Source organism: Fusibacter sp., from assembly GCF_057447755.1.
The window spans coordinates 1-3,208 of sequence record NZ_JBVBZF010000381.1 but is presented as its reverse complement, the minus strand read 5'-3'; the positions used below and the strand labels follow the sequence as shown (position 1 = coordinate 3,208).

The 3,208-nt window shown below is 42.9% G+C and carries 2 protein-coding genes; both read left to right on the top strand.

From position 1 onward, the window contains the following. On the top strand, positions 1–692 hold a 692-nt coding region (locus AC220I_RS20505), incomplete at its 5' end, for a carbohydrate ABC transporter permease (RefSeq protein ID WP_486725728.1). Between the two features lie 8 nt (positions 693–700). After that, positions 701–3,091, top strand: coding sequence for a glycoside hydrolase family 65 protein (locus AC220I_RS20500; RefSeq protein WP_486725727.1), 2,391 nt, complete (start codon positions 701–703; stop codon positions 3,089–3,091). Positions 3,092–3,208 lie beyond the last annotated feature (117 nt).

Sequence of the window (3,208 nt, the reverse complement as noted above, 5' to 3'; positions counted from 1 at the left end):
TGAAAGTCTTTTCTGACAACTCAACCCTAGAGCATTATCAAGCGCTTTTTAAGGCACATATTTTAAATACACTTAAGAACAGCTTAATCATCGCTTCTATCACGACGGCATATGTGACTGTGATTGCCTCTTTTTGCGCCTATGCCATCGCAAGACTACACTTTAGATTTAAAAAGGTCCTTTTAGCGGTCATTTTAGGGACGAGTATGTTTCCGCAGATGATTGTCGTGGGTCCAATTTATAGAGTCTTTGTGGCGCTTGGCTGGACCAACTCATATTTTATCACCTTGCCTTATTCCATGATCACACTGCCGGTTGCCATCTTTATTCTCATCACACATTTTTCTAAGGTGCCTAAAGAGATGGAAGAATCTGCGACCATAGATGGGGCGTCGAAGATGAGAACCTTTGTGGAAATTATTTTTCCACTGGCATTGCCGGGGATCTTCACTGCGGCCATAATGACTTTTATCGGGGTTTGGAACGAATTTTTATTATCATTAACACTTAATAGCGATAGTAACTATCACACTGCGACTGTTGCAATTGCATTTTTAAGAGGACAATTTCAGATTTTTTGGGGCCAGGTGACAGCGGCCACAGTCATCGTGACAATTCCAACGCTGATTATTGTCATCCTTTTTCAAAAACAAATTATATCAGGGCTTACATCGGGCGCTGTTAAGGAGTAGGAGTATCTATGTGGGCATTAAAACGGGAACAATTTGACCTCTCAAAACTCTTAGTGGAAGAGAGTCTTTACACAGTCGGGAATGGTTATATCGGCATAAGAGGTTGCCTTGAGGAGCAAAAGGAGATAGAGGGCTCCATTAGAGGGAGCTATATCAATGGTCTCTATGACCGTGTGCCCATCGTCTATGGGGAATCAGCCTACGGCTTTCCTGTAATCCAAGATAAACAGCCTCGAATTGTGGACACTCAAACCTGTGAAATTAAGCTGGATGGTGAACGTGTTTATTTTTTCGATGCCAATACCAATACCGATAAGAATACCAATCCCAATACCAATACAGAACATCAAGAGAACCTTAAGAATTACTATAGAACCTTGGACTATCAAAGGGGAAGCGCCATAAGAGGCTATGATTATCGGACCAAATCAGGTAAATGGGCCAAAATATCATTTGAGAGAATGGCCTCTTTTGAACAAGTATCGACCTTTGTCTATCAGATCAAGGTGGCTTATGACGGTGAAATCGAGCTAATCAGCGTATTAGATGCCGATGTTGCCAATCATACCGATGAAAAAGACCCAAGGCTTGGCAAGGGTCATGCTAAACTCATGCGATGTGAATCCCTTGAGGCGGATCAAACGGCTTTGACCGTAAAATGCCTAATGCGAACACAGACCACCAATTTGGCTCAGGCCACAGTGGTAAAGCATTCAGTTGACAGTCCTTACCCAGTCACAAGCCTCATGGATTCAAAGCCGCTTAAACACCTAACGCACTTTAAGGGTAGGGGGCAAATGACGCTCACGAAGTATTGTGCCTTTGTGGATGGTTTAAGAAGTTCTGAATCCCTGTCAAAGGCCGAAAAGATAGCTGAATCGACTGCCAAACTAGGATTTGATGCTTTAATTCAAAGTCAAAGGGCTTACCTCGATGATTATTGGTACAAGAGCGACATCGTCATTGATATGAAGTCCGATACGAACCGATTAAATCAAGATATTAATGGCAATAGGCCTACTGATCAAGCTGCTGTAAGATTTATGCTCTATCAGTTGATTCAATCTGTTGGCCGAGATGCCTTTTCAAATGTATCTGCCAAAGGCCTATCCGGTGAAGGTTATGAGGGCCATTATTTTTGGGATACGGAGATTTATGTATTGCCCCTACTTCAAGCCACTCAACCTGAACTCGCCAGAAAGTTACTTTCTTACCGATATCACATATTGCCAAGTGCCAAGGCAAGAGCCCTTGAACTGGGGCATCAAAGAGGGGCAACCTATCCTTGGCGGACAATTTCAGGGATAGAGTGTTCTGGCTACTTTCCGGCAGGGACAGCTCAGTATCATATAAATGCTGATATTGCATATGCTTTTATCCAATATCACTTGTTTAATAGTGACGATGAATTTCTCCTCAACATGGGTGCTGAGGTTATCATAGAAACGGCACGAACCTGGCTAGAGATTGGTCATTTTGAAAAGAATACCTTTAAAATACACTGTGTTACAGGTCCAGATGAGTACACCGCAATCGTCAACAACAACTACTATACCAATGCCATGGCCAAATACCATTTGGAGTGGACCTCAAGACTCTATGATGCTTACACAGGAGAAAAGACGTCAAGTCATCTCAAACCACAATTTGAAAGGCTTTTCCAAAGACTTGAATTTACTGAGGCAGAATCCAGACTTATGGCAAGAGCCGCTGAAGCCATGTATTTGCCTCATGATGAAGCCATGGGGATAGATGCCCAGGACGATGCTTTTCTTTCAAAACCAGTATGGCCTTTTGAAAGTACCGAAGCCTCAAAATATCCGCTCTTGCTTCATTTTCATCCCTTGACCATCTACAGGCACCAGGTTCTGAAACAGGCGGATACAGTCCTAGCCCATTACTTGCTAGAGGATTACACGACAGATGAAGTCATGCGTAAAACCTATGATTACTACGAAAAAATCACCACGCATGATTCCTCATTGTCTGCTTGTGTCTATGGCATTATGGCATGTCGAATTGGAGATACAGATAAGGCCTACGATTATTTTTGTCAATCCACTGCCTTGGACTTAGAAGATACACATGGCAATACAAGGGATGGCCTCCACATGGCCAACATCGCTGGAACGGCACTCAGTGTTATTTCAGGATTTGCAGGCTTTAGAATCACATCTGAGGGCATAAGCTTTAGACCTGTCTTGCCAAGGGCTTGGTCTCGGTATGCCTTTAAGCTGAAGGTAGACAATCGACTGCTGAACGTTGGTGTTGAGGAGGTCAGCCCAAGTGAAATTGAGTTTACCCTTACACTTTTAAGTGGAAGGTCATTGGGGGTAAAAATTAATGGACAGCCTCACTTACTTGAAGATCAAATGCGCATAAAACTTGAAAGGAAATAATCAATGAAATCAAAATTGAAAGCAGTCATATTCGATATGGATGGCGTCTTGACAGAGACGAGTGAACAACATTTTCTGGCATGGAAAAGGCTGGCGCTTGAACTGGGATATAGCCTA